General features: G+C 61.3%; 18 protein-coding genes and 1 tRNA gene. 14 read left to right on the forward strand and 5 right to left on the reverse strand.

The features are described 5' to 3' along the window. Positions 1–57: 57 nt before the first annotated feature. Positions 58–2,292 (reverse strand): S9 family peptidase, encoded by a 2,235-nt coding sequence (locus ATN00_RS13790; protein ID WP_062065645.1) that lies wholly within the window; start codon positions 2,290–2,292, stop codon positions 58–60. Between the two features lie 114 nt (positions 2,293–2,406). Further along, positions 2,407–2,481 (reverse strand) — tRNA-Val (locus tag ATN00_RS13795). 137 nt (positions 2,482–2,618) lie between these two features. Between ATN00_RS13795 and ATN00_RS13800 the strand changes: the two genes are divergently transcribed. Further along, positions 2,619–2,747: an entericidin A/B family lipoprotein gene (locus ATN00_RS13800; RefSeq protein WP_062065648.1), complete on the forward strand. Its 129-nt coding sequence runs from the start codon at positions 2,619–2,621 to the stop codon at positions 2,745–2,747. Between the two features lie 30 nt (positions 2,748–2,777). Here ATN00_RS13800 and ATN00_RS13805 read toward each other — a convergent pair whose 3' ends face one another. Beyond that, positions 2,778–2,966 carry a hypothetical protein gene (locus ATN00_RS13805; RefSeq protein WP_062065651.1) on the reverse strand — a complete coding sequence of 63 codons (189 nt, stop codon included), beginning with the start codon at positions 2,964–2,966 and terminating at the stop codon, positions 2,778–2,780. 150 nt (positions 2,967–3,116) lie between these two features. Between ATN00_RS13805 and hslV the strand changes: the two genes are divergently transcribed. The 5 genes from hslV (at position 3,117) to ATN00_RS13830 (ending at position 8,923) form a co-directional block, all read left to right on the forward strand. Further along, positions 3,117–3,683, forward strand: coding sequence for an ATP-dependent protease subunit HslV (gene hslV / locus ATN00_RS13810; RefSeq protein WP_062065654.1), 567 nt, complete (start codon positions 3,117–3,119; stop codon positions 3,681–3,683). A 41-nt stretch (positions 3,684–3,724) separates the two neighbouring features. Then, positions 3,725–5,026, forward strand: a complete 1,302-nt coding sequence (hslU, locus tag ATN00_RS13815) for an ATP-dependent protease ATPase subunit HslU (RefSeq protein ID WP_062065658.1) — start codon at positions 3,725–3,727, stop codon at positions 5,024–5,026. 71 nt (positions 5,027–5,097) lie between these two features. After that, positions 5,098–5,868, forward strand: a complete 771-nt coding sequence (locus tag ATN00_RS13820; RefSeq protein WP_156415284.1) for an alpha/beta fold hydrolase — start codon at positions 5,098–5,100, stop codon at positions 5,866–5,868. A 59-nt stretch (positions 5,869–5,927) separates the two neighbouring features. After that, positions 5,928–7,742: a M2 family metallopeptidase gene (locus ATN00_RS13825; protein WP_062065661.1), complete on the forward strand. Its 1,815-nt coding sequence runs from the start codon at positions 5,928–5,930 to the stop codon at positions 7,740–7,742. A 32-nt stretch (positions 7,743–7,774) separates the two neighbouring features. Then, the gene (locus tag ATN00_RS13830; protein WP_062065663.1) at positions 7,775–8,923 is read left to right on the forward strand and encodes a GGDEF domain-containing protein; all 1,149 of its coding nucleotides are present in this window, start codon (positions 7,775–7,777) and stop codon (positions 8,921–8,923) included. A 6-nt stretch (positions 8,924–8,929) separates the two neighbouring features. Here ATN00_RS13830 and ATN00_RS13835 read toward each other — a convergent pair whose 3' ends face one another. Together ATN00_RS13835 and ATN00_RS13840 are read right to left on the reverse strand one after the other, a co-directional pair. After that, positions 8,930–10,384: an AMP nucleosidase gene (locus tag ATN00_RS13835; protein ID WP_062065666.1), complete on the reverse strand. Its 1,455-nt coding sequence runs from the start codon at positions 10,382–10,384 to the stop codon at positions 8,930–8,932. Between the two features lie 95 nt (positions 10,385–10,479). Further along, positions 10,480–10,962, reverse strand: a complete 483-nt coding sequence (locus tag ATN00_RS13840) for a peroxiredoxin (protein ID WP_062065669.1) — start codon at positions 10,960–10,962, stop codon at positions 10,480–10,482. 151 nt (positions 10,963–11,113) lie between these two features. Between ATN00_RS13840 and ATN00_RS13845 the strand changes: the two genes are divergently transcribed. The 8 genes from ATN00_RS13845 to addA all read left to right on the forward strand — a co-directional run bounded on the left by ATN00_RS13845 (position 11,114) and on the right by addA (position 24,213). After that, positions 11,114–11,674, forward strand: a complete 561-nt coding sequence (locus tag ATN00_RS13845) for a YqgE/AlgH family protein (protein WP_062065672.1) — start codon at positions 11,114–11,116, stop codon at positions 11,672–11,674. A gap of 119 nt (positions 11,675–11,793) precedes the next feature. Next, positions 11,794–13,203, forward strand: a complete 1,410-nt coding sequence (gene ahcY, locus ATN00_RS13850) for an adenosylhomocysteinase (protein WP_062065675.1) — start codon at positions 11,794–11,796, stop codon at positions 13,201–13,203. 164 nt (positions 13,204–13,367) lie between these two features. Continuing rightward, the gene (locus ATN00_RS13855; protein WP_062065678.1) at positions 13,368–15,716 is read left to right on the forward strand and encodes a sensor histidine kinase; all 2,349 of its coding nucleotides are present in this window, start codon (positions 13,368–13,370) and stop codon (positions 15,714–15,716) included. Beyond that, positions 15,709–16,167, forward strand: a complete 459-nt coding sequence (gene tsaE / locus ATN00_RS13860) for a tRNA (adenosine(37)-N6)-threonylcarbamoyltransferase complex ATPase subunit type 1 TsaE (protein WP_062065680.1) — start codon at positions 15,709–15,711, stop codon at positions 16,165–16,167. The genes ATN00_RS13855 and tsaE overlap by 8 nt, the downstream gene beginning before the upstream one ends. After that, positions 16,164–17,147: an aminoglycoside phosphotransferase family protein gene (locus ATN00_RS13865; protein WP_062065684.1), complete on the forward strand. Its 984-nt coding sequence runs from the start codon at positions 16,164–16,166 to the stop codon at positions 17,145–17,147. Before tsaE ends, ATN00_RS13865 begins: the two co-directional genes overlap by 4 nt. Further along, positions 17,144–17,854 (forward strand): nucleotidyltransferase family protein, encoded by a 711-nt coding sequence (locus ATN00_RS13870; protein ID WP_062065687.1) that lies wholly within the window; start codon positions 17,144–17,146, stop codon positions 17,852–17,854. The genes ATN00_RS13865 and ATN00_RS13870 overlap by 4 nt, the downstream gene beginning before the upstream one ends. Next, a complete protein-coding gene (gene addB, locus ATN00_RS13875; protein WP_062065689.1) occupies positions 17,847–20,822 on the forward strand; it encodes a double-strand break repair protein AddB in 2,976 nt (991 codons plus the stop codon). The genes ATN00_RS13870 and addB overlap by 8 nt, the downstream gene beginning before the upstream one ends. After that, a complete protein-coding gene (gene addA / locus ATN00_RS13880) occupies positions 20,803–24,213 on the forward strand; it encodes a double-strand break repair helicase AddA (RefSeq protein WP_062065692.1) in 3,411 nt (1,136 codons plus the stop codon). Before addB ends, addA begins: the two co-directional genes overlap by 20 nt. The last annotated feature ends 13 nt before the right edge of the window (positions 24,214–24,226 follow it).

A 24,226-nucleotide genomic window follows, 5' to 3' on the forward strand; every position in this document is an offset into this window, starting at 1 on the left:
TGCGCGAAAGCGTAGCTTCTGGAGAAGGATGTTGGCGCAATGCGGATTGGACCGTCGTCAGGGGGCTGCACTTTCCGGCTTCCCGCCGCGCCGGTCTAGAAAATCCTCGATCGTGCGCCACAGGTGGACGCTGACGCCGGAACCGCCGACGCGATGGGTCTGGCCAGGATAGGCCATCATCTCGAACGGAATACCTGCGCGCTGCATCTTCGCCACGATCGCGGTGGCGTTGTCGAACACGACATTATCGTCCGACATGCCGTGGATCAGGAGCAGGGGGTCCTTGATTTTCACGGAATCGTCAACCGCATCGGATGCCGGGTAGGCGCTGGGCTTGTCTTGCGGCTTGCCCAGATAGCGTTCGGTATAGTGGGTGTCGTAAAGCTCCCACTTCGTGACCGGTGCGCCCGCGATGGCGGCGGAAAAGACGCCGGGAGCCTTTTCCAGCAGCTTCAACGACATATAGCCGCCATAGGACCAACCATAGGTCGCGATCCGGTGCGGGTCGACATAGGGCTGGTTCTTCAGCCATTCCACGCCTTTCAGTTGATCGTCCACCTCGACCGTGCCCATGGCGCGGAAGATATGATCCTCGAACGCCTTGCCGCGATCGGGCGTGCCGCGGTTGTCGATGGCGAAGACGACCCAGCCCTTGCTCACCAGATATTGGTAAATCGGCGCGCCCCACTGGTTCGTCACCTGTCGGCCGCCGCCAGGGCCGCCATAATGTAGCATGAAGACGGGGTAGCGTTTGCCCGGTTCCAGCGGTGGGGTCATGATGCGGACGTGCAGCGTGGTGCCGTCCCCGGCTTTCAGGGTATAGAAGCGCGTCTTTGCATGGTCGGCGAGATAAGGGGCGTAGGGATGTTCGCCCCGGATCGCGTTTTCCTCCAGCCATTGCAGTTGTTTGCCATTCGCGTCGGCGAGATAAACCTGCTTGGGCTGGTCCGTATTGCTGCGGGAGACGACGATCCGGCTCGCCTTGCCATCCATGACAGCATCGTTCCACCAGCCATTCCGGGTGAGTTGGCGGAGTGGTCCCGCTTTGTCGATGGGGGCGACATAGACCTGCTGCTCCAGCGGAGTTTCGCGGTTGGCGGTGAAGTAGACAAGCCCTTTCGACTCATCGACCCCAATAATGTCGCGGACTTCCCAGTCACCACTGGTGAGGGGCGTCCATTGGCTGTCACGGATGTGATAGAGATGGCCATGGCCGGTCTTTTCCGACCACCAGAGGAAGCTGCCGTCGCTTAGCGGTGTGAAATTGTTGGAAAGATTGATCCAGCTTTTGGCGATTTCGGTGAGGACGACCTTCGCCTTGCCCGTCCTTGGATCGACGGCGAGGAGGTCCAGGCGTGTCTGATCGCGGTTTTCCCGCTGGACGTAGAGGGTTTTGCCATCCTTCGACCAGTCCACGCGGGCGAGATAAATGTCGCGATCGGGACCAAGGTCTACTTTAGTCTGACGGGTGCCGTCGGGCCTCATAATGTAGAGGTCGACAAGGGCATTGGCGGTGCCTGCGGCGGGGTAGCGTTGCTGGTAGACCTTCGTGCCCTCTCCGCCGATGGCGGTGCGGGTGACGATACCGACCGGGCTTTCATCCACCCGGGCGACGGCGATATGGGCTTCATCGGGCGCCCACCAATAGCCGGTGCGGCGATCCATTTCCTCCTGCGCGACGAATTCGGCGACGCCCCAGGTCAGCATGTCGCTGGCGTCGTTCGTAAGCTGCCGGGCTTTGCCATCTATGGGCTGAACGAAGAAATTACCCTCTCGGACATAGGAGACATAGCCGCCCTTGGGGCTGACGATACCGTTCAACTCACCTTCGGGCGTGTCGGTGAGGCGGGTGACTTTTCCGTCCAGTGCGGCAAGGTAGAGATCGCCGTCCACAGGGACCAGGATATTCCTGCCATCAGGCGCCCAGTCATAGGTCGCTATGCCGGAGCTGCCCGCAACGGAGCGGTCGCGTTCCCGCTGCATCTTTTCGGCTTCGGAAAGATCTGCTCCGGTTCCGGCCTTCTTCGAATCGACCAGCATCCGCTGCGCGCCCGTGGCCGTATCGACAGCCCAGAGATCGAGGCGATCTTTCTCATCTTCACGGGGCTTGAGCAGGGTGACGAGCTTTCCGTCAGGGGAAAGTTTCAGCGCACGGGGCTGGGGGCCGGAAAGGTCCGGGCTGGCGAAAACCCGCTCCAGCGTCAGCTTTCCCTGCGCCATGGCCGGGAGAGCCGGAACAGCCAACAGGGCCACGAGCGCGGTAGAGCGGGAGAGTTTGGAGGGCATCGTCATCCTTTCGCCTTGGCGCCCTCGCGCGGCCGCCAGATCAGGCGCACAGAATTAGCGTGCGTTGGATGAAAAGATCAATGCCGGGAAATATTATGTCCAGCCATGGCGGCAAGGCCATGGTGGGCGCGACAGGGATTGAACCTGTGACCCCACCCGTGTGAAGGGTGTGCTCTACCGCTGAGCTACGCGCCCGCTGAGGGAGGTGGGCCATTGGCATCCGTGGCGCAGCCTGTCAAGCAGGTGCGACGGGGCAAATTCACAAAATGGGTTTATGCCTCGCGCTTCTCGGCGCTATAGTCGGTCCGTTATCGAAAAGGAGTGTTTATTCCATGCGCCAAACCGCTGCCCTTGTGATTGCCGGGCTTCTTCTTTCCGCCCTGGCCGCCTGCAATACGGTCAAGGGGGCTGGCCGGGATATCGAATCCGTCGGCAGAGCTGGTGAAAAGGTCATCAACTGACCGGGACGGGATGTCGGATCATTCCCTGACTTATTGAAGGACGCGGCCGGCGACGGGCGCGTCCTTGAGCAAGCGGACGCCATCGCAATCGGGTTCCCCGCAGTCGCATGATTCGACAGTGTAGCGATTGCCGCACATCACCAGCACATCCTGGTCGAAGGAATAGTTGGAAATTCCCGCGCGCTCGACCTTTTCACGAGCTCTGGCCTTGAGGGACATGCACGTCCTTTCCGTGTTGCTGCGATGCACAATGCCAGAGTCGCAGGGCTTGTTCCAGTGGCCCGCGGGGGATCGTCTCCAAAATGACACAATTGGACGCCTGCCGGGCGATGCTTGCATGGCTGCGTTCTTCATCCCATATGCCGGGCCATGAACGACCAACGCAGTCATTCCATGCCGGTATGGCATGGCACCACCATCATGTCCGTCCGCAAGAATGGCAAAGTCGTCGTGGCCGGCGACGGACAGGTTTCCATGGGCCAGACGGTGATGAAGCCCAATGCCCGCAAGGTCCGCCGCTTGCATGACGGGTCGGTGATCGGCGGCTTTGCCGGAGCCACGGCGGATGCCTTCACCCTGTTCGAGCGGTTGGAGGCGAAACTGGAGCGGCATAACGGCCAGCTTATGCGCGCGGCCGTCGAACTGGCGAAGGATTGGCGGACGGATAAATATCTTCGTAACCTCGAAGCGATGATGATCGTCGCGGACAAGGATGTCACTTTGATCCTGACGGGCAATGGCGACGTGCTGGAACCATTGAACGGCGTGGCGGCGATCGGGTCGGGCGGGAATTACGCTCTGGCGGCGGCGCGGGCGCTGGTGGATTATGAAGAGGACGCCGAAGTCCTTGCCCGCAAGGCAATGGCGGTTGCCGCCGACATCTGCGTCTACACCAACGACCAATTGACCATCGAAGAACTGGCGAGCGCAACCTGACGCTTGCCGCCCTGTCTTTCTGCGGATTTCAAGACACGATCATGAACGACAACCTTACCCCCAAAGCCATTGTTTCGGCGCTCGACGCGCATATCATCGGACAGGCGGACGCCAAGCGCGCAGTCGCCGTGGCGCTGCGTAACCGCTGGCGACGCCAGCGCCTGCCCGCTGACCTGCGTGATGAGGTGACGCCCAAGAACATCCTGATGATCGGCCCCACCGGCTGCGGCAAGACGGAGATCAGCCGACGCCTCGCGAAGCTGGCCGATGCGCCCTTCGTCAAGGTGGAGGCGACCAAGTTCACCGAGGTCGGCTATGTCGGTCGCGACGTCGAGCAGATCGTGCGCGATCTTGTCGAGGAAGCGGTGCGACTGGAACGCGACCGCCGCAGGGAAGCCGTGCGGGAGGCGGCGTCGGAGGCGGCGATGCAGCGGTTGCTGGACGCGCTCACCGGCAAGGAAGCGAGCGAAGCCACGCGTCTGTCCTTCCGTCAGCGGATCGAAAGCCACCAGATGAATGATGTGGAGGTGGAAGTGGAAGTCGCCGAGGCTCCCTCCATGCCCATGGAAATCCCCGGCATGGGTGGTCAGGTCGGCATGATAAACCTGTCCGACATGATGTCGAAGGCGTTTGGCCAGCAGCAGAAGAAGCGCCGCAAAATGCGCGTTGCCGACGCCTGGGACAAGCTGGTCGAGGAAGAACAGGACAAGAGGCTCGATCAGGACGATGTCGCTCGCGTCGCCATTGCAAGCGCGGAGCAGAACGGCATCGTTTTCCTCGACGAGATCGACAAGATCGCCGTCAGTGACGTGCGAGGCGGATCGGTAAGCCGCGAAGGCGTGCAACGCGACCTGCTGCCACTGATCGAGGGCACCACGGTTTCGACCAAATATGGGCCGCTTAAGACCGATCATATCCTCTTCATCGCATCGGGTGCCTTCCATGTGGCAAAGCCCAGCGACCTTCTGCCCGAATTGCAGGGGCGTTTGCCAATCCGCGTGGAATTGAAGGCGTTGACCGAGGATGACTTCGTGGCGATCCTGTCGGACACGAAGGCCAGCCTCGCGGCGCAGTATCGGGCGCTGCTGGCGACGGAAGGCGTCACCATCGATCTGACCCCCGATGGCATACGCGCCGTCGCGCGCATCGCGGCGGAAGTAAACGGCGAAGTGGAGAATATCGGAGCGCGCCGTTTGCAGACGGTCATGGAAAAGCTGCTGGAAGATGTGAGCTTTGAAGCGGAGGACCGGCAGGGCGAAACGCTGGTCATCAATCAAGCCTATGTCGAAGGGCAATTGAGCAGCATCGCGCGGGACACGGATCTCAGCAAATATGTGCTTTAAGGGCCGTGCGGGGATGGCGGTCGCTTTCTCGACACGGAGCGCCCTTCCTTTTGCTGCCACCGTCATGAAGGATGCAGGCCGTGAATGAAGCGGGAATCGAAACGTTGGAGATCAAGGGTTTCGATGGCCTGCCCATTGCTGTGCATGTAATGGGCGAAGGACGCGACGTGGTGCTGATCCACGGTTATTTTTCCAACGCCTACACCAATTGGATACGCTATGGCCACGCGGCGAAGCTGGTGGAGCATGGCTTCCGCGTCATCATGCCGGACCTGAGAGGGCATGGCGAAAGCGGAAAGCCCCACGATGTCGAGGCCTATCCCGCCGATGCCCTGATGCAGGACGGTTTTGCCCTGGTGGAGCAGTTGGGCCTTACCGATTTTGATCTGGGCGGCTATTCGCTGGGCGCGCGCACCGCGGTTCGCATGGTGGTGAACGGAGCCGCGCCGCGCCGCCTGATCGTGGCGGGCATGGGCGTGGAAGGACTGGTCGATACCCATGGCAAGGGTGGCTATTACCGCAATGTGCTCACCAATCTCGGCACGTTCGAGCGCGGCACGTCCGAATGGATGACCGAAGCCTTCCTCAAGACGACCAAGGGCGATCCGGTCGCTCTGCTGCACATATTGAAAACTTTCGTGGATACGGAACGGGAGGCGTTAGCTTCCATTGTCCAGCCCACCGCCGTCATCTGCGGCCAGGAAGATCAGGATAATGGCAGTGCTTTAGCTTTGGCCGAAGCGTTGCCGGATGGACGTTATATCGAGATTCCCGGCAATCATATGAATGCCGTCACGCGTAAGGAACTAGGACAGGCCATGACGGATTTCCTGTCCGCTTGACTGTATCGCTTCGCTAAGTCACTTTGGCCCCATAGAGACATCTGCAAGGGGCTGTTTCCATGAAAATGCTTGCTTCCATGGCCGTGCTTTCGGCCGCGCTCGTCGTTTCCCCGGCCGTGGCCCAGCAGGAGACGACGCCTCCGGCCACCAACGCCAACGCTTTCCTCGAAAAGGCGGAAAAGGCGATGTTCGATCAGTCATTGGTTCAAAACCATGCGGACTGGATCAATGCCACCTACATCAATGACGATAGCGACGCGCTGGCCGCTTATTTCGGGGCGATCCGCACGCGAATGACAGTGGACTATGCGCTGGAGGCGGCGAAATTCGCGGACGCGCCGGGGCTGAGCGCGGAAACGAAGCGGCGACTGCTGATGCTGCGGACCGCACTGACATTGCCTGCTCCGACGACGTCGGGGGCGGCGGATGAGTTGAACAGCCTCGCGACCAGCCTGCAATCGGCTTATGGCAAGGGAAAAGGGACTTTACGCGGCCAGCCCATCAACGGCAGCGATATCGAAGCCGCCATGGGCACCAGTCGCAACCCCGATGAACTCAAGGAAATGTGGGTGAGTTGGCACGACAATGTCGGCGCGCCGATGCGGCAGGATTATACGGAGCTGGTTTCTATCGCCAATGCCGGAGCGAAAGAACTGGGCTTTGCCGATACGGGAGCTATGTGGCGATCCAAATATGACATGCCGGCCGATGATTTCGCCAAGCTGACCGACAGGATATGGGCGGAAGTGAAGCCGCTCTATAACGATCTGCATTGCTACACCCGCACCAAGCTCAACGAGAAATATGGCAATCCGGTGCAGCCCGACAACGGGCCGATCCGCGCCGACCTATTGGGCAATATGTGGGCGCAGGAATGGGGCAATATCTATGACATTGTTGCGCCCAAGGGCATTGGCGACCTTGGCTATGACATTGGCGACTTGCTGACGGCCAGGGGATATGATCCGATAAAGATGGTGAAGGCGGGCGAAGGCTTTTACAGTTCGCTGGGATTCAAGCCGCTGCCGCAGACATTCTGGGACCGCTCGCAGATCGTAAAGCCGCGGGACCGCGACGTGGTGTGTCATGCTTCGGCATGGGATCTCGATAATAAGGACGACATCCGGATCAAGATGTGCACAAAGGTCAACAGCGACGATTTCGTGACTATCCATCATGAACTGGGCCATAACTATTATCAGCGCGCCTATCAGAACCATCCTTACCTGTATCTGGATGGCGCCAATGACGGCTTCCATGAGGCGATTGGGGATTTCGTCGCGCTGTCGATCACGCCGGATTATCTGGTGAAGATCGGGCTGCTCGATGCAACAAAGGTGCCGGGCCCGGACAAGGATATGGGGCTGCTGCTGCGGCAGGCGATGGACAAGGTAGCCTTCCTGCCCTTTGGCCTGCTGATCGACAAGTGGCGCTGGGGCGTGTTCGACGGGACCATCGCGCCGGATCATTATGAACAGGCGTGGAACGATCTGCGCCGCCAGTATCAGGGCATCGTCCCGCCGGTGTCCCGCGATGAGACGGCGTTCGATCCCGGCGCCAAATTTCATATCCCCGGCAATACGCCCTATACACGGTATTTCCTGGCGCGCGTCCTTCAGTTCCAATTCTATGAGACAGCGTGCAGGCAAGCCGGATGGAAAGGGCCGCTCCATCGCTGTTCTTTTTATGGAAACAAGGCAGTAGGGCAGAAACTTAACACTATGCTCGAAATGGGGGCTTCCAAGCCATGGCCGGATGCGTTGCAGGCTTTCACCGGTCAGCGGGATATATCAGGCAAAGCGTTGCTCGCATATTTTGCGCCTTTGCAGAAATGGTTGCAGGAACAAAATAAAGGAAAGTCTTGCGGCTGGTAATCGTAAAGTAAAGGCATTAATGGGTAGGACCTGTGAACCCTGCCATCATTCTCCTTGCCCTGCTTTTCTTCACCAGTGCGATTATGGCAATCGCTATGGGGATCGCCTGGACGCAATTCGGTCGCCATCGCCATGTGCGAAGCTGGGCGATCGCTTATTGCATATCGGTCGTTCAATGGGCGCTGAACGGCGCTGGACTGTATTTTGGCAGCCCATTGTTGATCAGTATGACGGCGCTGGCAATCATGGCCAGCGCCACCTTCACCTTTATCGGCGTTCGGCAGCGGGCGGGGAGAGCAGTTCCCTGGCGGTGGCTGCTTGTGCCGATCATTCCGTGTGCGATCGTGGGGGTTTATGCGGCTTTGACAAGAAATGGACCGCTACAGGGGATGGCGATCCCCGGATATGCCGGCATCATGATGCTGAGCTCGGCTGCCGCGCTGTGGCCACGGGGCCGCCGCTTCAGCGCGCCGGAAATGGCTTTCTTCGCCCTGCTGTTGCTGTTCGCTGTCTTTGAAGCTTGTCTGGCGACCAGCGCGGGCCTGAACTGGGGAGGACAGCAAGACGCCATGGACAGCTACCGGGTGATCATGGCGTTAGGCTTACCATCAATCTACGTAGGCACCTGCGTTTCGGCCGTGCTCGTCGTCGCGGGGGACCTGGCCCATGAACTGCGCCTCAGGATGCAGCGCGATGTGCTGACCGATGCGCTCAACCGCCTGGGCCTGGAGGCAGCTACCGCGCGCGCAATTGCCAATGCCAAGCGGCATGGTCGTCCGCTGACACTGGTCATTTGCGATTTGGATGGCTTCAAGGCGCTGAATGACAACCATGGTCATATTGCGGGAGACGCGGCCCTGCGGAGTTTCGTCCAACTGGTGACAGCGACGATCCGGCGAGGGGATATTGTGGGCCGCCTGGGTGGCGACGAATTCGGGTTACTTCTGGTGGACAGCGATTCCACCTCGGCCGCTGACGTCATGGAGCGCATTCGCATGGAGATTGGCTGCATGGCATTGCCGCAAGCGCCGCAGGTGAAATTGCAGGCCAGCTTTGGTATCGCGGACCTGCATGAAAAGGACGAATGTCTGGACGATATGGTCGCGCGCGCCGATAGCGCGCTCTATCGGGCCAAGAAGGACGGCAAGGATCGGGTCCGCATCTGGCGTGCAGCCGCCTAACTCCGATCAACGGAAGGGCGGCTCGTTAAAGGCTCTCAATTTGCGGCTGTGCAGCCGGGGGCCTTCCTGACGCAACAGTTCACAGGTTTCTATGCCCACACGCAAATGTCCTGCAATCGCCTCTTCATAGAAGCGATTGGCCTGACCGGGCAGTTTCAGCTCACCATGGATAGGCTTGTCGGAAACGCAGAGCAAAGTTCCATAGGGCACGCGAAACCGATATCCCTGCGCTGCGATGGTCGCCGATTCCATATCTATCCCGACCGCGCGCGAAAGGCTGAAGCGCAGGGCGGAATGGGAATAACGCAATTCCCAATTGCGATCATCGGTGGTCACAACCGTTCCGGTGCGAAGGCGGCGCTTGAAGTCCTCAGGCTTTCCGCCTCCCAAGACGGTTTCTGCGGCTTTTGCGAGGGCGACCTGCACTTCGGCAATGGCAGGAACGGGAATTTCGGGCGGCAGCATCTCGTCCAGCACATGATCGTCGCGAAGATAGGCGTGGGCGAGCACATAATCGCCGATCCGCTGACTGGGGCGCAATCCGCCGCAATGACCGATCATCAGCCACGCTTCCGGGCGCAGAACCGCGAGATGATCGCAGATCGTCTTGGCGTTGGACGGACCCACGCCGATATTGACCAAGGTGATCCCGCTGCGGTCGGGAGCGATCAGGTGATAAGCGGGCATTTGATGCTTGCGCCAGGCGCTGTCGGCTATCATTCGGGCCGGGTCAGCCGTTTCCGGGGTTACATAGACGCTGCCTGCTCCCGAAAGAGCGGTGAAGCGGCTGTCGGGCCGCTGCATTTCTTCGCAGGCCCATGCGACGAATTCATCCACATAGCGATGATAGTTGGTGAACAGGATGTATCGTTGGACATGCTCAGGCGGCGTGCCCGTATAATGCTTCAGGCGCGCTAGAGAAAAGTCCGTCCGCAGGCCGTCGAACAGGGCAAGCGGGCGATCCCCTTCCGCATCAGGCGCAAACAGGCCGTCAGCGATTTCATCCCCGATTTCGGCCAGTTCGGTCGCGGGGAAATAGCGCGCCAGTTCCGTCGGCGGGATGCCGTCCAGCGCGCTGATGTCGAGGCCGTCGAGCACATAGGGAAAAGGGATCTGCTGATCGCTAAGGCCGATGTTCACCTCCACGCCATAGTCGCGGACCAGAAGATCGATTTGTTCGGCGAGATAATCGGCGAACATGGAGGGGCGGGTGATAGTGGTGACATAGCGTCCCGGCTTCGACAGCCGGGCAAAGGATCGTCCGGGCGGAGGCGCGTCGGAATCGCCATTGTGGATGATCCGAAGTTCTGGATAGCAGAAGCGCGGTTTGTCAGCACTGTCGGTGGCCGGCACACTGCCGTCGCGGGCATAGACACGTATCGCTTCACGCAGGTCTTCGATGGATTTCCTGTAAATTCGGTCGAGTTGCGTGACGGCGGCGCGGCCAATGCTTTGTGTCATCGGCTTTGATTACATGAGGGACGTGAAGGAGTGAAGGCAGATGCTCCATCGCCATGCGCTCGCGCTGTTAGAGGCAAGCGCATGGCCGTAGGAAATCAAAGCTGTTCGAGCATATGTTCGGCCGAAGAGAGCTTGAAATCGCCAGGTGCTTCCACATTCAACTGGTCGACGACGCCATCCCGGACCACCATCGAAAAACGCTGGCCGCGCGTGCCCATGCCGAATTTGCTGCCGTCCATGACCAGATCCACGGCTTTGGCGAAATCCCCGTTGCCATCGGCGAGCATCGTGACCTTGCCTTGCGCGCCGGCCGATTTCCCCCATGCATCCATGACGAAAGCGTCGTTGACGGCGGTGCAGGCGACTTCATCGACGCCTTTTTGCTTCAGCGCATCGGCCTTTGCGATGAAGCCGGGCAAATGCTTGGCGGAGCAGGTGGGCGTGAAGGCGCCGGGGACCGAAAATAGTGCAACGGTCCGTCCGGCGAAAAATGCGTCGAAATCGACCTGCTCCGGCCCGTTTTCCGTCATCTTCGCAAATGTAGCAGCGGGAAGGCGCTCGCCTTTTGCTATCGTCATGTCAATCTCTCCTGGCCTGTGAGGAACGGGAGGTCGGCGCTCCCACGGTCGGTGTCAAGGGCAGGGCCGCCACGGAATCTTTCAGGTTGCTTGCCTTGAACTCAGGACAGAGGGGCTTTGGCAATAGGCAAACAGTGCGTATAGTCGGTGCATGGATGACGTACGCTTTTATGGCGGCCAGTTCCTGTTGGCCCTGCCCGGAATGGCGGATTGGCGTTTCAACCATTCCGTAATAGCCCTTTGCGTACATGACGAAAATGGCGCGCTCGGCATTTCCGTGGGGGAGGAAATGGATGGGGTCACTCTGCGCGATCTTCTCGAAAGTTTCGAGATAGACGCTTCCGATGTGCCCGACCGTCCCGTTTTGCGCGGTGGCCCTGTGGAACCGCGGCGAGGATTCGTCCTTCATTCCCTGGACTGGGCCGGGCAGGAGATGGTCCAGGTCGGAGATAAATGGGGTTTGTCAGGCTCGCTCGACATATTGAAGGCCATTGCCGAGGGAAGGGGGCCGAGCCGCTATCTCGTGGCTTTGGGCTATGCGGGCTGGGGGACTGGACAGCTGGAGAAGGAAATGACCGGCGATAGCTGGTTCCTTGCCGATGGCGACACGGACCTGTTGTTCGACACCCCGGCAGATAGGAAATGGTCCACGACCTTCGCTGCGGCCGGGATCGATGCATCCCATCTGGTGAGCGGCGCGGGATCGGCCTGATGTCCACACCTACATAAAGAAAAGTTTATATCGAGTTGCCATGGTTCGCTTCGATTGATAAAGCGGCCCTATCCTCGGCGCTTGAGGCGTCGGCAATTCTAGTTCGATGGAGACTTCCCTTGGCAACCGCTCCCGCCGCTCAAGCGCAGGATTATGTGATCCGCGACATCAGCCTTGCCGATTTCGGCCGCAAGGAAATCGAGATCGCCGAAACCGAAATGCCCGGCTTGATGGCACTGCGTGAGGAATTCGGCGCAGCCAAGCCGCTCAAGGGCGCGCGCATTACTGGATCGCTGCACATGACGATCCAGACCGCCGTGTTGATCGAGACGCTGGCGGAGCTGGGCGCGGAAATCCGTTGGGCTTCGTGCAATATCTTCTCGACTCAGGACCACGCCGCCGCCGCCATCGCGGCAAAGGGCATCCCCGTCTTTGCCGTAAAAGGCGAGACGCTGGAGGAATATTGGGACTATGTCATCCGCATCTTCGATTGGGGCGACACGACCTGCAACATGATCCTGGACGACGGCGGCGACGCCACCATGTTCGCGCTGTGGGGTGCGCGGGTCGAGGCCGGGGAAGAATTGTTCACGCCGACCAATGAGGAAGAGGAAATCTTCGTCGCGACGCTGAAGCGTTTCCTTGCCGAACGTCCGGGCTACCTGACGCAGACCGTCAAGGCGATCAAGGGCGTGTCGGAGGAAACCACCACCGGCGTCCATCGCCTTTATGAACTGGCGAAGAAGGGCAAACTGCCTTTCCCGGCGATCAACGTGAACGACAGCGTCACCAAGTCGAAGTTCGACAACCTCTATGGCTGCAAGGAATCGCTGGTCGATGCGATCCGCCGCGCCACCGATGTGATGTTGGCGGGCAAGGTCGCTGTCGTCGCGGGTTTCGGCGACGTGGGTAAGGGCAGCGCCGCTTCGCTCCGCAATGGCGGCGCCCGCGTGCTGGTGACGGAAGTCGATCCGATCTGCGCGCTGCAGGCGGCGATGGAGGGCTATGAAGTCGTGACGATGGAGGAAGCGGCCACCCGCGCCGACATCTTCGTCACCGCGACCGGCAATGCCGACGTCATCACCGTCGATCACATGCGCGCGATGAAGAATATGGCGATCGTCTGCAACATCGGCCATTTCGACAGCGAGATCCAGATTGCGGGCCTCAGCAACATGAAGTGGACCGAGATCAAGCCGCAGGTCGATGAAGTCGAATTCGCCGACGGCAAGAAGATCATCGTCCTGGCGAAAGGCCGTCTGGTCAATCTCGGCTGCGCCACGGGCCATCCCAGCTTCGTGATGTCGTCCAGCTTCACCAATCAGGTGCTGGCGCAGATCGAACTGTGGACCAAGGCGGACGAATATAAGAACGAAGTTTATGTCCTGCCCAAGCATCTGGACGAAAAGGTCGCGGCGCTTCACCTCGATAAGCTGGGCGTGAAGCTCAGCAAGCTGACGACAAAGCAGGCGGCTTATATCGGCGTCGGCGTCGACGGACCGTTCAAGCCGGATCACTACCGCTATTGATGAAGGCTTTGGGGGAAGGGATCCTTCCCCCTCGGCTCCTTGCGGTCCCATGGCGGACCATAAAAACTTTCTGCCAGCCGCTTCACCCTGCCTGCGAGTTGGGATAGTCCCATGACGATCATGAGCAGGGGTTCCCACGTCGACATAACGGTGAAGAAGGCGCAATGACGCCAATAACCCCGCTTGCCGCCGTCCTGCTGGGCATTGTGCTGGCCATTTGGCTGGCGGCGGCGATATGGGCGCTCATGAACGGCTACCGCATGCGCCGCGAAGGGACGCAGGCGCAGGGGCAGTTCGATCGCCTGTCCATATTGCTGGGTTCCGCCCCGGCAGCCCCTGTCATCATTCATGCCGACGGTCATCTGGAAGCATCCGACCGGCTGGCGAAATGGCTTGGCAAGGACCGGGTTCCCGCTTTCCTGTCCGAATTGATCGCGGAAGATGGCGGATTGGAATCGGATGACGCCGCGGCATTGGGCCGGGAAATCGCGGCCGCCCAAAGAGCGGGGAAGAGTTTTGCACTGCCGATTCGGGGCGTGGGTTCAGCGCGGCTGTTGCTCGTCCGGGGCGCTCCGGCAGGCCCTATGCTGGCGTCGAACGGCGGGGTCGTCTTGTGGATATTCGACGCGACCGACAGTCAAGCTGAAATCGAAACGCTGAAAGGCACGGTCGAACAGCTTCGTGATGCTTTGCAGGCCATGGCCGGACTGGTGGAGGCCGCGCCATTCCCCATGTGGCACCGCACGGCGGACATGCGCCTCAGCCTCGTTAACTCGGCCTATGTCCATGCCGTCGACGGGAGCAGCGCCCGGGAAATTATCGAAAGCGGCACGGAACTGGTGGAAACTGTCGGCGGGATTACGCCGCAGAGCGCCGCCGCCGAAGCCATGGCGGAAGGCGGCCCGGTCACGCGAATGGTTCCCGCCACGATTGATGGTGAGCGCAGGACGATGCGCGTTGTTGACGTGCCGCTTGGCGCCGCGGGCGTTGCGGGGTTCGCCATGGACCAGCATGAACTGGAACAGGCGCGGGTCGAACATCGGCGGCTGGAGGCGGCGCAACGCGATCTGCTGGATCGCCTGTCTGCCGGGGTCGCGCGCTTCGGGCCCGATCGTGCCCTGCGTTTCTGGAACCAGCCTTTCATCAGCCTGTTCGGGCTCAATCAGGATCGGTTGGTCGATGGCCCGTTGTTCGAGCGGGTTCTCGACCAGATGCGCGATGCGCGGCGCGTGCCGGAACATCGGGATTTCCCGGCCTGGCGCGGGGAGCGCCGGGAATGGTTCCTTTCGCCCGATCCGTTGGAGGAAACCTGGCTGCTGGCGGATGGCACGCATTTGCGGGTCTATGCCCAGCCTCTGCCCGATGGCGGGTTGCTGCTGATTTTTGAAGACCGGACGGAACAGGTCCAGTTGTCGAGCGCGCGCGATACGCTGCTGCGGGTGCGGACGGCGACGTTCGACAATCTGTTCGAATCAATCGGCGTGTTTTCCTCCGATGGGCGGCTGTCTCTGTGGAACAGCCGGTTCCAGACGACATGGGGCCTGCCGGAGGAAATGCTGGCGGCCCATCCGCGCATCGACGATCTGATGCAGGCGGTGCAGTCGCGCCTCGCCAAGCCGCAGCAAGTCAATCTCGTTCGCGAACTGGTGCGGGCCGCCACGCTCGAACGTAAGCAGCGCGTGGGACATGTCGGGTTTGCCGATGGCCATATCTTCGAATTCGCGGCGATCCCGTTGCCGGACGGCAATGCGCTCTTCACCATGCTGGACGTGACCGACAGCCGCCGCGTCGAACAGATATTGCGCGACCGCAATGAAGCTCTTGAGCAGGCGGATAAGGTCAAGACGGCCTTTGTCGCCAATATGAGCTATGAACTTCGAACGCCGCTTACCACCATTTCCGGGTTCGCCGAGATGATGAGCGCAGGCTATGCCGGAGCACTCAGCGAAACGGCGAAGGACTATGTCGATGGCATCCTTCAAAGCACGTCCCGGCTGGGGATGATGATCGACAATGTGCTCGACCTGACGCAGGGGGAAGCCGGAACGCTTTCCATCGAACATGCTTCCGTCGACCTGACCGCGCTGGCGCGGGAAAGCGCGGCGCGGATCGCACTGGCGGCAAAGGCAAAGGGGATCGATCTGGCGGTTTCCCTTCAGGATACATTGGGCGCCGTGCAGGGCGATGCCCGCCGTATCGGCCAGGCGCTGGATCATCTGCTGGAAAATGCCGTAAGCTATTGCGGCAACGGCGCACGCGTCCTGCTGCACGGAGACGGCGACGCGGACAGGGCACGGCTGGTAGTGTCGGACAATGGCCCCGGCATCAGGATCGAGCGCCAGTCGGCGATTTTCGACCCGGCGGCACGAGCGGAGCAGGCGCGGCAGGGCGGAAAGGCAGGCATCGGCCTGCCCCTCGCCAAGCAACTGATCGAAGCGCATGGCGGCTCTTTTCAGCTTGCTTCCGAACCGGGGCAGGGCACCATGACGGTCATGGAATTGCCCCGTGGCTGAGGAGATGATCGACCTCCCCGATGAAGACGCCATGCTGAAGCTGGGGGCCGCGTTGGCGAGCCATGTCCGCATCGGCGACGTCATTGCGCTGGAAGGCGGATTGGGTGCGGGCAAGACTACCCTGACGCGCGGCATATTGGAAGCATTGGGGTTGGAAGGAGAAGCGCCCAGTCCCAGCTTCGCCCTGGTTCAGCCTTATGATATTCCCGAGGTGCGGCTGCCCGTCACGCATATCGATCTTTATCGCATAGATGATCCCGCCGAAATCGCGGAGCTGGGGCTGGATGATTATCTGACGTACAGCCTGCTCGTCATCGAATGGCCTGAGAGGCTGGGCAATGCCTTATGGTCCCATGCTCTGCGGCTGCACATAGATATCGCACCTGGTGGCGGTCGGCGCTTGACAGCACGGCTTTCCGAAGATTGGAAAGAGCGATGGTCAAAGATATGATCCCACCCGCTGCCGCCCCCGATTTTCTGAAGCGCGCGGGATGGGGTGACGCCGCGATAGTCCCCCTCGCGGGCGATGCTTCCTTCCGGCGCTATTTCCGAGTGCTCGATGGGTCGCGCCGGGCCGTTTTGATGGATGCGCCGCCGCCGCATGAAGATCCGCGTCCCTTCATCACGATCGCGGAGCATCTGTTGGGGCAGGGTTTCGCGGCTCCGGCGATCTATGCCCGCGATCTGGAGGATGGGCTGGTCCTGTTGGAGGATTTCGGTGATCTGCGGGTCAAGGAATTCGTGGAGGATAATCCCGATCAGGAACAGGAGGTCTATGCGCGCGCGATCGCGTTGCTGGCGGACCTGCACAGGCTTCCGGCCGGGAACCTGCCTCCCTATGACCGCGCCGTGTATCAACGCGAAACCGGCCTCCTGACGGAGTGGTATTGTCCCGCTGCGGAGATGGAAGTGGATGGCGCGGGCTATGTTCGCGCCTGGGACGCGGTTCTGCCGTTGGTCGAGTCGGCCAGCCCATCGGTGACGGTCCTGCGGGACTATCATGCGGAAAATATCATGCTGATCGACCGCCCTTCCATGCGCGGATTAGGGCTGCTGGATTTCCAGGACGCCCTTACCGGACATCCGGGCTATGATCTGGTATCGCTATTGCAGGACGCCCGTCGGGACGTCTCGCCGGAGACGGAGGCGGCAATGCTGGCTCTTTACCGGGAGATGGCTTCCCCACCATCCGATTTCGATGCCGCCTATGCCGTGCTGGGCGCCCAGCGCAATGCAAAGATCATCGGCATTTTCACGCGGCTCTGGAAGCGAGACGGCAAGCCGCGCTACCTGTCGTTCATGCCACGAATGTGGGCGTTGCTGGAACGTGATCTGGCTCATCCTGCGCTGGAGCCGGTTGCCGACTGGTTCGCCGCTAATATCCCGTCGGAAAAACGCCACCATGCGCTGGCCGGGTTCGCACCCGCATGATCGACACCGCGATGCTGATGGCGGCCGGGCTTGGCAAGCGCATGCGGCCATTGACCGCGACACGCCCCAAGCCATTGGTGAAGGTGGCAGGCAAACCCCTGATGGATCACGCATTGGATCGATTGGAGGCCGGGGGCATCCGCAAGGTGGTGGTCAACGTCCACTATCTGGCCGATACGGTTGAAGCCCATCTGCTCACCCGCAAAGGCGAGGTTGATTTCCTCATTTCCGACGAGCGCCGCCTTTTGCTGGAAACAGGCGGCGGGCTGATGAAGGCCAAGCCGCTGTTGGGTGACAGACCATTCATATGCGCGAACAGCGACAATCTCTGGATTGACGGACCACAGGAAACGCTGGGTGCGATGCAGGACATATGGGATCCCGCCCGCATGGACGCATTGCTGCTTCTGGTGCCTTTGGCCCGGGCCAATTGCCATAGCGGACCGGGCGATTTTCATATGGATGCAAAAGGGCGGCTTACACGTCGCAAGCCTTCCCATGTCGCGCCCTTCGTTTTCACCGGAGTCCAGATCATGTCGCCGGCTTTGCTGGCCGATCCGCCGTCCGACGTGTTTTCCACCAACATCTTCTGGAACCGAGCCATGGAAGCGGGACGGCTCTATGGCATTGCCCATCAGGGATTATGGTTCGATGTCGGCACGCCGCGGGCCATTCCAGTCGTGGAATCCATGTTGAGCCATGGGTGATAGCAGCCGCCTCACGCTGTTCAACATACCCGCGCACCGTTCCTTTTCCGATGCGCTGGTCACCGGCATCCTTGCCCAGCACGGCGGAGACCCGATAAAACTGGCGCAGGGCATGGTGCTGTTGCCCAGCAACCGGGCGATCCGGTCGATAAGTGACGCTTTCGTACGAAAATCGGGCGGCGGATTGCTGTTGCCCCGACTGGTCGCGCTGGGCGATGCGGAACTCGGCGAACAGATAGGCGGCGCGCTCGATCCCTTGGGCGAGCAGGATGCCATTCCTCCTTCGGTCGGAATGATGCAGCGCCAGATGATCCTGGCACGGCTGGTTCAGGAAGCATCGCCCAGACCGCTGGATGTCGGGCAGTCGCTTCAGCTTGCCCAGGCGCTGGGCTCAGTTCTGGACCAGATGCAGGTGGAGCGGATTCCCGTCGCGGCTCTTCAGGATCTTCAACTTTCAGAAGCGCTTTCCGCCCATTGGCAAAGGTCGCTGAACCTGCTTTCCATCCTCCTCCATCATTGGCCCCAGGAATTGAAGCGGCTGGGCTGCATCGATCTTGCCGAGAGAAGGAACAGGCTGTTCGATCGCGTGGCGGAGCGATGGAAGGAAAATCCGCCAGGGCATTTCGTCATTGCGGCGGGCCTGTCCACGGCTGCGCCCGCCATTGCGGGGCTTTTGCGGCGCATCGCCATCATGCCGAACGCCATGGTCGTTTTTGCGGGCCTCGATCAGAATATGGACGAGGACGCGTGGAAGACCATCGGCCCCTTCGAGGCGGACCCGGTGACGGGGCGCGTTCCGGCTGGCCATGAAACCCATCCTCAATTTGCCCTGAAACGCCTGCTCGACCGGATGAGCGCCACCCGCGACGATGTGGCCCAGTGGCGTTGGGGGAGCGAACATGATGCGCGCGCGGTGCGGGGGCGCAACATTTCCAATGCCATGCTGCCGCCGCGCCTGACGACGCGTTGGCGCGATCTAAAAACGGCCGACCGCTCGCTGGCGGGTGTGGAGGCGTTGGAAGTCGCCACGCCGGGCGAGGAAGCGCAGGCTATCGCGATTGCCTTGCGTGAAGCATTGGAGACCGAGGGGAAAACCGCGGCGTTGGTAACGCCTGATCGGCAATTGGCGGTCCGTGTCTCGGCTCATTTGAAAAGATGGGGCATAGAGGCGGATGATTCGGCAGGTCAGGCCCTTTCCCGCTTGCCGCCGGGCACATTGTTGATCGCGATGGCACAGGCGGTCGCGGAACGCTTCGCGCCCGTCGCATTGCTGGCGCTGTTGAAGCATCCGCTGGTCATGCGCGGCGCCGATCGCCTGCCCTGGCTTGAACAGGTCAGAGGTCTTGACCTTCTGTTGCGCGGTCCCAGGCCTCAGGCTGGCCTGAACGGCATAGACCTGTTGCTCACCCCTCGCGATGGCGAGGACAGACAGAAAGATCTGCGGACGCGTATAGCCGCGTGGTGGCCGCAGGCCCGTTCCTTGCTCGCTCCGCTCGAAGCGGCTTTTACCGGCGCTCCCGATCTTTCCGCGCAACTTTCCGCCGTTCGAGAACAGGCGGGGTTGCTGACGCGCGATGCTGTTTGGTCGGGGCATCAGGGCCGCATGGCAGCCGATCTGTTCGCGGAGATGGAGGCGTTTGCGGGCGATGGGCCGATTCAGGCTGATATTCGCGCGCTTCCGATGGTGCTGGATCACATGCTGGCCGGCTTATCCGTGCGCCCGCCGCAGGGCGGCCATCCGCGCATTGCCATATTGGGCCTGATCGAAGCGCGATTGATGCAGGCCGATTTCATGATCCTGGGCGGCCTCAATGAAGGGGTGTGGCCGGGCATGCCCACCCCCGATCCGTGGCTGGCGCCCAGCATCCGTAAGGAATTGGGATTGCCCGGACTGGAAAGCCGCATCGGACTGGCGGCACATGATTTCGCGAGCGGACTGGGCGCTCCGCAAGTCCTGATCACGCGCGCGCGGCGAGGGGCCGGGGGGCCGGCGGTGGCGTCGCGTTTCTGGCTGCGGCTCAAGGCCATGGCCGGGCCACAATGGAAATCGGCGGATCGCTATGCCGAACTTGCCCGGAACATCGACCGTCCCAATTTCGTCCGGCCTGCCGAGCGCCCCAGACCCGCGCCGCCTGCCTCGATCCGGCCAAAGCTAGTGCCGGTTACCGATGTCGACCGCCTGAAGGCCGACCCTTACGCCTTTTATGCGCGCCGCATCCTGCGGCTTTCCCGGCTCGACCCGGTGGATGCCGATGCGGGGCCTGCCTGGCGGGGGACCGCCGTGCATGAAATCCTCCAACGCTGGGCGGAAACGGCTACGCTTGAACCGGCGGATCTGGAAAGCCGCGCAAAGGCGATGTTCGAGCGGCCGGAAGTCCATCCCTTGCTGCGCGCGCTATGGCAACCGCGCCTGATGGAAGCTATCCGATGGATCGCTTCGGGAGTGGCCAGGGATAAGGCGGAAGGGCGGACCATCCTGGCGGTTGAAAGCGAGGGCAGGGCGGAAATCGGTGGCATCACCCTGACAGGAAAGGCTGACCGCATCGACCATATGCCCGACGGAACGCTGGCCATCGTCGATTACAAGACGGGCAAACCACCCAGCGCGAAGCAGGTCCGGGCCGGATTTGCGCTCCAGCTCGGGCTGTTGGGGCTGATTGCTGAACATGGCGGCTTTCCGGGCATCGAAGGCCGCCCTGTCGCCGGATGCTTTGAATATTGGTCGCTGGCCAAGAAGGGCGATGCCTTCGGCTATCGGGAAAGCCCGGTCGATCCGCTGGGCAAGAGGGACAAGATTGTGACGGCCGAATTCACTACCTATGTCCATGGTCTCTTCGATCAGATCGCGGCGGATTATCTGAACGGAACCACACCCTTCGAGGCTCAGGTCAATCCGGAAGTGGCCAATTATGGTGATTATGACCAGTTGATGCGGCTGGAGGAATGGTATGGCCGCGACGATGGTTAGGAAAGTAAGCTCACTTCAGCCGCTCGCCGGGGAGCAGGCGCTGGCGGCGGCGCCCGACGCGCATGTCTGGCTGTCGGCTTCGGCGGGCACGGGGAAGACCCATGTGCTGACGGCCCGCGTCTTTCGCCTCTTGCTTCAGGGCGTGCGGCCGGAAAATATCCTCTGTCTCACTTTTACCAAGGCCGGGGCCGCTGAAATGGCGGATCGTGTCCATGACCGGCTGGCGGCATGGGTGCAGATGGAAGAGCCCGATCTCTTCAACGACCTGGCTGCATTGGGAGAGGATGGGGGGCCGGAGGCACGCGACCGCGCCCGCCGGCTCTTTGCCGAAGTGCTGGAATCGACAGGCGGCGGTTTGCGTATCCAGACGATCCATGGCTTTTGCCAGCAGTTGCTGACCTCTTTTCCGTTGGAAGCGGGGCTCACGGCCGGTTTCCGTCCGCTCGATCAGCGGGAGCAGGCTTCCCTCGCGCGGCAGGTTTTGGCCGACATCGCGGTGGAGGCGGACGAGAATGGAGACGTTGCCCTTACGTCCGCATTGCAGGCACTCAGCCTGCGATTGGGAGAGGCGGGGGCGGAGCATTTTCTCCTGCGGAGCGCGGCGCGTCTGGATGCTCTCAATGGCTTGCCGGAGGATATCGGCCCCTGGCTGATGGCCGCCCTTGAACTACCGGCCGGCGATATTGACCAATGGTTGGCGCTGCAATGCGACGACGCCATTTTTGACGTGCGGACCCTGACCGCTATCGCGCAGGCCAATGCGGATTGGGGCACGGGGCGCGGGTTGGAGCGATGCCAACGCATTGCGCGATGGCGTGCCCTTGCACCACTGGAGCGCGCCGCGTCGTTGCCCGATCTGCATACCGCATGGGCCAAGGCGGACGGCGATCTCATCTCCGCCAAGGGCTGGGTTCCTCCGGTCGATGGCTATCTGGAGATGACCGCGCCAATGCGCGAGCGTTGCGCGGAATTGATCGGCGTCAAGCTGCTCGCCGATTATGCGAAATTGCTTGTCAGCGCGTTGCACGCTGGCCGCGCCTATGCTCGCGCCTATGCCCGGGCGAAGGAAATGGCGGGCGCGGTCGATTTCGACGATCTGATCGCCCGCACCGCTACCCTCCTGCAACAGGACGGGATTGCGGATTGGATACGTTACAAGCTGGACCAGCGCATCGATCACATATTGGTCGATGAAGCACAGGACACCAATGTCAGCCAATGGCAGATCATAGGTGCGCTGACTTCGGAATTTTTCGCGGGCGAAGGCGCGAAGGGGGACAGGGTTAGAACCCTCTTTACGGTCGGCGATTTCAAGCAAGCGATCTTCGGCTTTCAGGGCACCAGCCCTGTCGCCTTTGCCGCCGCCCAGAAGGCTTTCCAGAAACATGCGACGGATGTGGCGCATCCCTTCCATACGCTATCGCTCGACCGCAGTTTCCGGTCCACGCCAGCCATATTGGAGGTGGTGGATAGCATGATCGCCACTTTGCAGGCCGACCGGCTCGGGCTGGAGGATCAGGATGTCCGCCATATCAGCGCCAATCGCTTTCCCGGCGAAGTCCTGCTCTGGAAACCGATCGTCGCGGGCCTGAACGAGGATACGGAAGGGGAGGAGGATTGGGCTGCCGATCAGGAGCGGGTGCTTGCAGGCCGGATCGCCCGTCAGATCCGGCAATGGCTGGACGAAGGCTTGATGCTGGAAAGCAAAGGCAGGCCGGTGCGTCCCGGCGACATCATGATACTCGTCCGCCGTCGCAGCGAGCTGGCTCGCCTGATCGTCGCGCGGTTATATGAAGAACAGGTCGCGGTCGCGGGGATAGACAGGCTGCGTCTCAACGCGCCGCTGGCCGTGCGCGATTTGCTGGCGGCGCTGCGCTTTGCCGTGCAGCCTGAAGACGAATTGAATCTGGCGGCCCTGCTCGTTTCTCCATTGATCGGATGGAGCCAGGATGAGTTGATGACGCGGCTGATCGGCCGGGACCGTAAAACCGGATTGTGGCGCCATCTGACCGCCACGCTGGACGAGGATTTGGTCCGGCCGTTGCGCGACCTGCTGGCCACGGCGGATTTCACGACGCCCTATCGCTATCTGGAAGCCATTCTTTCCGGTTCGATGGACGGACGGCGGCGCCTGATCGAGCGGCTGGGGCCCGAAGCCGTCGACCCCATCGAGGAATTGCTGAATGCGGCGCTGGCCTTCGAGATTGACGATTATCCTTCGCTTCAGCGGTTCATCGACTGGTTCGATCGGGGCGAAGTAGAAATCGTTCGTGACGCCGCCGCGCAGGGCGACGCCCTGCGTTTGCTGACCGTGCACGGGGCAAAAGGATTGCAGGCCCCCATTGTCATCCTTGCGGACGCTTGCCTTGATCCCGATGCCGGTCATCGGGCGGATGCGCTGGAATGGAATGGGTTGCCCATCCTTCCGCCCCGGAAGGAGGAACGGCGAGGACCGATAGGGCAGGTTGCCGAAGAGGCTGCGAATGCGGACAGGGAGGAGCATTGGCGGCTGCTTTATGTCGCCCTGACTCGTGCAGAGGAAAAGCTGGTGGTAGCCGGATCGTTGGGGCCTCGCGCCAAAGGGGAGGTGAAAGCAGAAAGCTGGTTTGGCGCGGTGGAGAATGCCCTGATCTCACTGGATGCGGAGTGGGAAGCCGATCCGCTATGGGGCGCGAGACGGCGTTGGCGTGGCATGGAAACATTGCCGCCAAAGCCGTTGCAGCCGATCCATGCCGAAGAAAAAGCCCTTGTGGACAAACCGGCTTGGCTGAACCGACCCGCTCCGATCGAGGCGCGGCCGCCACGCCCGCTGGCCCCTTCGGCCTCGGTGGAGGACGACGCGCCCTATCCCCCTCCCAGCCTTGCGATGCGCGCGGCCGCGGAACGGGGGCGCTGGCTGCATGCGTTGTTCGAGCAGTTGCCCGATATCGCTCCGGCCCGCCGCCGCGAAAGCGCGGAACGCTGGCTGGAGCAGCAGGGCGTCGCAGATGCTTCGATGCGGCGGGAAATTGTGGACCATGTGCTTGCCGTTATAGAAATGCCGGGTTTTTCCGCGCTGTTCGGGCCCGGCTCTCTGGCCGAAGCGCCTATCGCCGCCGTGGTCGGCGAAGCGGTTATCGCAGGCACGGTGGATCGGCTGTGCATTAGTGACGATCTCATTCAGGTCGTCGATTTCAAGACCGGCCGCATCGCGCCGCTGGCCGTGGAGGAGGTGCCTGTGGCCCATATCCGGCAAATGGCCGCCTATGTTTCGGCATTACGGGTGATTTTCCCCAAGCGGACTATTGAAGCCGGCCTGCTTTATACGAATGCGCCGCGCCTCATATCCCTGCCGCAAGACCTGTTGGAGGCAAACAAGCCCGGCTTTGCGGCGGCACAGGACAATTTGTGACGCGACCCGTTGA

The sequence above is a fragment of the Sphingobium baderi genome, from assembly GCF_001456115.1.
Taxonomy (GTDB): domain Bacteria; phylum Pseudomonadota; class Alphaproteobacteria; order Sphingomonadales; family Sphingomonadaceae; genus Sphingobium; species Sphingobium baderi_A.